Raw genomic sequence first — 6,526 nt, 5'->3', positions numbered from 1 at the left:
ACTTACGAGACAGCCCTTAGGTGGTCGTGACGACGATCTTGCCGATCTGGGTGTTGGACTCCATGTGCTCGTGCGCCAGGGAGATCTCCGCCAGCGGGAACACTCGGTCCACCACAGCGCGGAACGCGCCCGTGCGCAGGCCCGAGGTCACGAACGCGGCGGCGCGGCGCAGGCGCTCCGAGGCTCGGGTGATCTCGTGGACGGTGAACGTGCGGATGTTGAGCGCGGGCATGCCCAGGTCGAAGCCCGGGTACGGCGTCGGCTGGCCGCTCTGCGCACCCCACAGGAACAACGTCCCGTCAGCGGCGACCGCGCGGCCCAACTCCAGGACTCCGGGGCCCGCGACCGCGTCGAATACGAACTCCGAACCCCTGCCGCCAGTCAGCGCGAGGATCGACGCGGCGATGTCCTGTTCATCGGAGACGATCACCTCCGCGGCGCCTTCCTCCAGCAACCGCTGCTTCTTGGCCGCCGTGCGCGTCACCGCGATGGGTGTGGCACCGAGGCGGTTCGCGGTGTGGATCGCGGCGATGCCGACACTGCTCGACGCCGCGTTGATCACCGCCGTGTCGCCCGCGCGCATCCCGCCGACCTCGACCATCGCGCCGTAGGCGGTGAGGTACGGCATCCACACCGCTGCGCCGGTCACCGCGTCCACGCCCTCGGGCCGGTGCAGCAGCGCGTCGGCGGGCACGACGGCCAGCTCCGCGTAGACGCTGTAGTCGTTCTGCGAGAAGGCGGGCAGCACGCTGACGCGATCACCCACGGCGAAGCTCACGCCGGAACCGACCGCCTCGACGACACCGGCGGCCTCCGCACCGAGCCCGGCGGGCAGCTTCGGGGCCTCGATGTACTGGCCGCCACGGAAGAGCACTTCGGCGCGGTTGATCCCGATCGCCTCCACCCGCAGCAGCACTTCGCCCGGCCCGGGCGCACCCGGCTCCACGTCCTCCAGGCGCAGCACTTCAGGGCCGCCGATCTCGTGGAACCGCACGGTTCTCGCCATCTCGTCCTCCTCGGTCGTGCTTCCACCGAAGCACAGAAGTACGACGCCCGTCAAACTTCGACTGGTGTCGTACTATTGACCGCATGGGACGCGCCCCCGCACACCCCGACGTCGAGGACTTCGACCTGCAACGGGTCCTCGAAGCCCTGGTCGACCCCGTGCGCCGGAGCATCGTCACGCAGCTCGCCCGCTCGGCCGAGGACATCAAGTGCGGTGACTTCGACATCCCCGTCAGCAAGTCCACCGCCACCCACCACTTCACCGTGCTGCGCGAAGCCGGGCTGATCCGGCAGCACTACGTCGGCACGGCGCGGCTGAACACCCTGCGCCGCGCGGAGATGGACGAGGCCTTCCCCGGCCTGCTCGCCGCAATCACTCCGTGAGGAAAGCAAGCGGACTGCTCTCGCTTGTGCCTGCTGATCGGGTGGTGCGCCCGCATCCGTTGGGGCGCTTGGAATTGCCAGTCCGAGGGGGGCCACACTCCGCTGGAAGCTTGAGTTCTAAGCCTGCGGCACCTGTTCTAGTCGGGCTCGATCCGGTGACAGCTGGGACCCAGCCTGCCATTTTGGTCGGTGTAGCCCCTCATGATGGAAGAGAGGGGCTACATGGCAGGAGACCCGGTGTCCGAAAAGCAGCATCGCGACCAGATCAACCGGCTCAACACAGAGCTGGCGAAGCTACGTTCAGACGAAGCCAAGGCTAGGGCTGCGGCTTCGAAAGCGCGAAGCGAAGCGTCCTCGCATCGCGCCAAGATCAAGCCGACGACCAGCCCCTCTATGGCGCGCTCGTACGAGAACTCGGCACGAAGCGCGGACAAGCGAGCAGAGAGCGAAGACACCAAGGTCGCAGGTGCAGCCAGCAAGATCGCCGATCGGACCAAGAAGCTCAACACGGCTGAGACCAATCTGAGCCGTGAGCGCCAAGCGGCGATGCGGAAAGAAGAGCAGTCCACCCAACGGCGTCGGCGTGAGGAACTCGATCACGCGAAACAGGTTGCCAGGTTGTCGCGCCCAGTAGTTCGTCATGTGTATGAGATCCAGCAGGTGCCGACGCCCAAGACGGAAGAGCTGCGGCTTCTCTACTTGACGTCGAACCCAGGTATGAATCTGCGTGTCGATGCTGAAGTGGGGAGGGTACAGCGGGCTGTCCGCGGAACTCTGCATCGTGACTACGTGGAGATCGAGTTGCGTCCCGCTGCGACGCCTCAAGACCTGCTCGACGGCCTCAATGACCTGCGACCTCACGTCGTCCATTTTTCTGGTCACGGTGGCGATGGCACTATCGTGATGGACAACGGAGACGTTGCTGACCCGCATGGGCGAGAGGTCAGCATCGATCACCTAGGCATGGCGCTCGCCGCTGTTGATCGACCCCCGGCACTGTTGGTGCTCAATGCCTGCGACACAGTCGACGCCATTAGTGACGAGGTGCTGTCTGCCGTGCCGCTCGTCATCGCCATGGCGGACTCCGTCTTGGATGAGGCTGCCGCGCTCTTCGCCACGCAGTTCTACTCCGCAGTGGCGTCTGGCCAATCAGTGAACAACGCCTACAAGCAAGGGGTGCTTGCGGTCGTGATGGGCGGGCTCGACGACGAGAGCTGGATGATCAAGCTCCTCAATCGGGATGACGTCGATCCAGCTGATGTTGTCCTCGTCCGTCCACCAGCGGATGCCGCAGGCTGACCATTCTGTCCTGCTAGGAAAAGCGGCCTCCAGCAGTGCTCAGCTTCAACGACACCGCCCACCTAGCACCGCGGTCAGCCGAGTGAGCGCGGCGGTGATCTCGGCCGGGGTGAGGCCGCGGTCCTCGCGCTGGTAGGCGTAGACCTCGGGCGCCAGCGGAGCGAGCAACACCTCGACCAGCGCGTCCGGCTCGGCCACGGCGGCGGCGACGAGCAGGGAGCGGACGTGGGTGCGCCAGAAACCGTAAGCGCCGGTCTCGAAGCGCGAGCGCCCGACCTCGCTGCCGAGCACGAGGTGCCGGTGGTTCTCCAGCAGCTCCACCATCGCCGCGTAGAACGCCGCCAGCCGCTCAGCCGGTGGGGCGCCGGGGCCGAGCGGGGCCTCGCCGCGCATCAGGCTTTCCTGGAGCACGCGTTCGTGCTCGTCGAGCAGGGCCACCGCGATCGAGGCGCGGTCGGGGTAGCGGCGGTAGAGCGTGCCCCGGCCGACGCCAGCCGCCTTGGCGATCTCGTCCATCGTGACCTCGTGCGCGGGCTTGGTCGAGAACACCTCGGCGGCCGCCGCGAGGATGCGGGCCCGGTTGCGCGCGGCGTCTGCTCTCTCCATGCGAGCAGTCTATCTGGACACGGCGTCCGCTTCCGTGTTTAAGTGGACAGCATGTCCACTTTATTGCACCTCGACGCCAGCGCGCGCCGGAACTCGGTCTCCCGTCGACTCTCCAAGGCGTACGCCGAAGCCTGGCAATTGCAGAATCCAGCAGGTCAGTATCGGTATCGCGACCTCGCCGCCGAGCCGGTCCCGCACATCACCGAGGCGTGGACCGAGCTGTGCGACCACGTCCTGGCCAACGGGATCACCGACATCCACCGCTACCGCGAAGCCGTGCGCACACCGGAACAGCGGGAGGCGTGGCGGGTGCTGGAGCCGCTGCTCGACGAGCTGGTCGCCGCCGACGTCGTGCTGATCGGCACGCCCATGTACAACTTCTCGATCCCCTCGGCGCTCAAGGCGTGGATCGACCAGGTCACCTTCCCCAAGATGTCGCTGGCGGGCCGCAGCTTCGTGGTCGCGAGCGCGCGCGGCGGTGCCTACGGGCCCGGAACTCCGCGCGAGCCCTTCGACCACCAGGAGCGCTACCTGCGGGACTTCTTCCTCGGGCACTTCGCCGTCGAGGACGTGCGCTTCATCAACGCCGAGCTGGTCAACGCCACGATCGACCCGGCGCTGGCGCATCGGTGGGACGAGCACGCGGAGTCCCTGGAAGCCGCCCAGCGCGCGGCGGCGACACTGTGAACTGGCTGATCCTGGTGGCGGCCGGGGTGGTCGAGGTCGCCTGGTCGCAGAGCATCAAGCCGACGCAGAACTTCACCAGGCCGCTGCCCACGCTGATCTGCCTGCTGCTCATGGCGGGCGCGGTGCTGCTGCTGTCGATCGCGATGAACTCCATCCCGGTCGGCACCGCCTACGCGGTCTTCACCGGGATCGGAGCGGTCGGCGCGGTCGCGCTGGGCGTGCTGCTCGACGACGACCCGCTGAGCCTGGGCCGCGTCCTCGCGCTGGCGATGATCACCGGCGGAGTCCTGCTCGCGCGGCTCACTGGATGAGGTCGTCCCCGTGCTCAACGACCCAGTCGCCGAGCGCGCGCATCGGCCCGTCGACCAGGGACTTCCCGAGCGCGGTCAACGCGTACTCCACGCGGGGCGGGGCCTCGGCGAAGCGGCGCCGCTCGACGAGCCCGCGACCGAGCAGGCGGCGCAGCGTCTCCGTGAGCACCTTGTCGCTGATGCCGCCGATCGACGCGCGCAGCTCCACCCGCCGCCTTGGCGCCTCTCGCAGGGCGGCGAGCACCACCGGGTTCCAGGTGTGGGCGAAGAGGTCGGTCGCCGCGCGGAGCCGGCAGTCCGCGACCAGCTCGTAGCAGTCGGCCATGCCCTCATCATGCTCCTGCCGAAACGCACCGATCGGTGCGCGTCGGACTGCCTAGCGTTCCCGGCATGCGAATCGGAATCTTGGGAACGGGAACGCTCGCGACGGCCCTCGCGAAGAGCTGGGCGCGGGCCGGGCACGACATCGAGGTCGGCGGACGCTCGCCGGAGAGGGCGCGCTCGATCGCCGACGAGGTGGGCGGACGCGCGGCGTCGCCGAGGGAAGTGGTGCGGGACAAGGACTCCGTGCTGCTCGCCGTCTCGTGGGACGGCGTGGAGGAGATGTTGCTGAGCGCGGGAGCGGCGGAGGGCTCGTTGGGCGGAACACCGCTGATCGAGCCGACGAACGCGGTCGAGCACGGGGTCGGTGTGCTGCTCACCGCGACCTCCGCCGCCGAGCGCGTCGCTGAGCTGGCACCGGGCGCGCACGTGGTGAAGGCGTTCCACCTCTTCGCTGCTGACCAGTGGACCGAGCCGGAGGCCTCGCCGGTCACGGTCGCGATGTGCGGCGACGACGCCGGAGCGCTGCGCGTGGTCGGTGAGCTGGTGCGCGATGCCGGTGGGAGTCCGGCGGTGTTGGGGCCGCTGAGCCGCGCTCGGCAGCTGGAGGAGACAGCCGGATTCGTGATCGGCCTGGCGTTCTCCGGGGTTGACCCCAACTCCGCCGTTCCGCGCGTTGGTTAGAGAACCTCGGCCTTGGTGATGGTGACGGTCTCCACGGGGACGTCTCCGCCGCCGGTGCGCACCGCGCCGATGGCGTCCACGGTGGCGTGGCCCTCGGTCACCTTGCCGAACACCGTGTAGCCCCAGCCCTGCGCGGTCGGCGCGGTGTGGTTGAGGAAGCCGTTGTCGGTGGTGTTGATGAAGAACTGCGCGGTGGCCGAGTGCGGGTCGCCGGTGCGCGCCATGGCCACCGTGTAGTGGTCGTTCTTCAGGCCGTTGTTCGCCTCGTTCTGGATCGGGGCGCCGGTCGGCTTCTTCGACATGTCCGCGTTGTGGCCGCCGCCCTGGATCATGAAGTTCGCGATCACGCGGTGGAAGATCGTGCCGTCGTAGTGCCCGTTCTTCACGTACTCCACGAAGTTCGCCACCGTGCCGGGCGCCTTCTCGGCGTCCAGTTCGAGGACGATCTCGCCGTGGGAGGTGTGCAGCTTGACGTTGGTCATGACCAAGATCCTGCCAACTGCCCCTCGGCGACGCTGATCAGGGGCTGATCTCCTGGCGCCAGGCCAGGCGCGCTCCGGGGATGGCGCAGATCGTCTCCGCCACCTCCAGCACCGGCGCGTAGATGGCCGGGTGGCAGCTGCGGAGGTGGCGGACGAGCTCCAGCTGGGCGGCGGCGAGCTGGTCGAGCCGGTGCTGGAGCTCCTCCATCGGCGGGTCGGTGGCGCACCACTCGGTGAGTTCGCCGACCGTGCCGCAGATCGTCTTCCACGCCGTGGAGTGCGCGATGCCGATCGGGATCTCCGTGCGGCGCACCGACTCCACGATGTCGTAGACCACGAGGCCGCTGCCGTCGTGGGCGTGCTGGAGGCAGCGGCGCCGCCAGGACAGCGACATGCCGACCGCGGTGCGCGGCCACAGATCGGCGAGCGCGAGCACGGTCGGCGCGGCCTCGTCGGCGGGCACGGTGCCCTCGATGACCGAGACGAGGTCGGCGTGCGCGGCGGCGCTGGGCTGCGCGGCCAGCCAGGCGGCCCACTGCGCGAGCAGTTCGACGTTCACCCGCGCGCCGTCGGGCAGGACCCTCGCGGCGAGCACGTGGAAGCGGGCTCCGCGAAGCCGTTCGTCGCCGAGGGAGAACTTGTCCAGCCACGCGTCCAGGGCAACGCCGATCGCCTCGACGGCAGGGTGCACGCGCTGCGCGTCGGGACTGACCCGGGCTTCGGACATGGGTCAATTCTGTGTCCTGA

The 6,526-nt window shown here is 68.6% G+C and carries 10 protein-coding genes; 5 read left to right on the top strand and 5 right to left on the bottom strand.

The window, feature by feature from the left end; genetic code table 11:
• Positions 1-16: 16 nt before the first annotated feature.
• On the bottom strand, positions 17-1,006 hold the full coding sequence (locus CCN37_RS24275) for a zinc-dependent alcohol dehydrogenase family protein (protein WP_086825009.1): 990 nt from the start codon (positions 1,004-1,006) through the stop codon (positions 17-19).
• Positions 1,007-1,089: 83 nt separating this feature from the next.
• On the opposite strand from CCN37_RS24275, the gene CCN37_RS24270 reads away from it, so the two are divergent.
• On the top strand, positions 1,090-1,389 hold the full coding sequence (locus CCN37_RS24270) for a helix-turn-helix transcriptional regulator (RefSeq protein ID WP_086825007.1): 300 nt from the start codon (positions 1,090-1,092) through the stop codon (positions 1,387-1,389).
• 237 nt (positions 1,390-1,626) lie between these two features.
• Positions 1,627-2,688 (top strand): CHAT domain-containing protein, encoded by a 1,062-nt coding sequence (locus CCN37_RS24265; protein ID WP_168200831.1) that lies wholly within the window; start codon positions 1,627-1,629, stop codon positions 2,686-2,688.
• A 45-nt stretch (positions 2,689-2,733) separates the two neighbouring features.
• On the opposite strand, the gene CCN37_RS24260 is transcribed toward CCN37_RS24265, so the two are convergent.
• Positions 2,734-3,294 carry a TetR/AcrR family transcriptional regulator gene (locus tag CCN37_RS24260; protein ID WP_086825003.1) on the bottom strand — a complete coding sequence of 187 codons (561 nt, stop codon included), beginning with the start codon at positions 3,292-3,294 and terminating at the stop codon, positions 2,734-2,736.
• Positions 3,295-3,345: 51 nt separating this feature from the next.
• Here CCN37_RS24260 and CCN37_RS24255 point away from each other — a divergent pair, with 51 nt between their 5' ends.
• Entirely contained in the window at positions 3,346-3,981 is a 636-nt protein-coding gene (locus CCN37_RS24255; RefSeq protein WP_086825002.1) for an FMN-dependent NADH-azoreductase, read from the top strand.
• Entirely contained in the window at positions 3,978-4,292 is a 315-nt protein-coding gene (locus CCN37_RS24250; RefSeq protein WP_086825000.1) for a multidrug efflux SMR transporter, read from the top strand. Before CCN37_RS24255 ends, CCN37_RS24250 begins: the two co-directional genes overlap by 4 nt.
• On the opposite strand, the gene CCN37_RS24245 is transcribed toward CCN37_RS24250, so the two are convergent.
• A complete protein-coding gene (locus CCN37_RS24245) occupies positions 4,282-4,617 on the bottom strand; it encodes a helix-turn-helix domain-containing protein (protein WP_086824999.1) in 336 nt (111 codons plus the stop codon). The genes CCN37_RS24250 and CCN37_RS24245 overlap by 11 nt on opposite strands.
• Before the next feature lie 65 nt (positions 4,618-4,682).
• Here CCN37_RS24245 and CCN37_RS24240 point away from each other — a divergent pair, with 65 nt between their 5' ends.
• Positions 4,683-5,297: an NADPH-dependent F420 reductase gene (locus CCN37_RS24240; protein ID WP_086824997.1), complete on the top strand. Its 615-nt coding sequence runs from the start codon at positions 4,683-4,685 to the stop codon at positions 5,295-5,297.
• Here CCN37_RS24240 and CCN37_RS24235 read toward each other — a convergent pair.
• On the bottom strand, positions 5,294-5,779 hold the full coding sequence (locus tag CCN37_RS24235) for a peptidylprolyl isomerase (protein WP_086824995.1): 486 nt from the start codon (positions 5,777-5,779) through the stop codon (positions 5,294-5,296). The genes CCN37_RS24240 and CCN37_RS24235 overlap by 4 nt on opposite strands.
• Before the next feature lie 37 nt (positions 5,780-5,816).
• The gene (locus tag CCN37_RS24230) at positions 5,817-6,506 is read right to left on the bottom strand and encodes a hypothetical protein (protein ID WP_086824993.1); all 690 of its coding nucleotides are present in this window, start codon (positions 6,504-6,506) and stop codon (positions 5,817-5,819) included.
• Positions 6,507-6,526: the final 20 nt, after the last annotated feature.

The organism is Allokutzneria sp. NRRL B-24872, from assembly GCF_002155965.1.
GTDB lineage: Bacteria > Actinomycetota > Actinomycetes > Mycobacteriales > Pseudonocardiaceae > Allokutzneria.
This window is presented reverse-complemented; position numbering and strand designations above follow the sequence as displayed.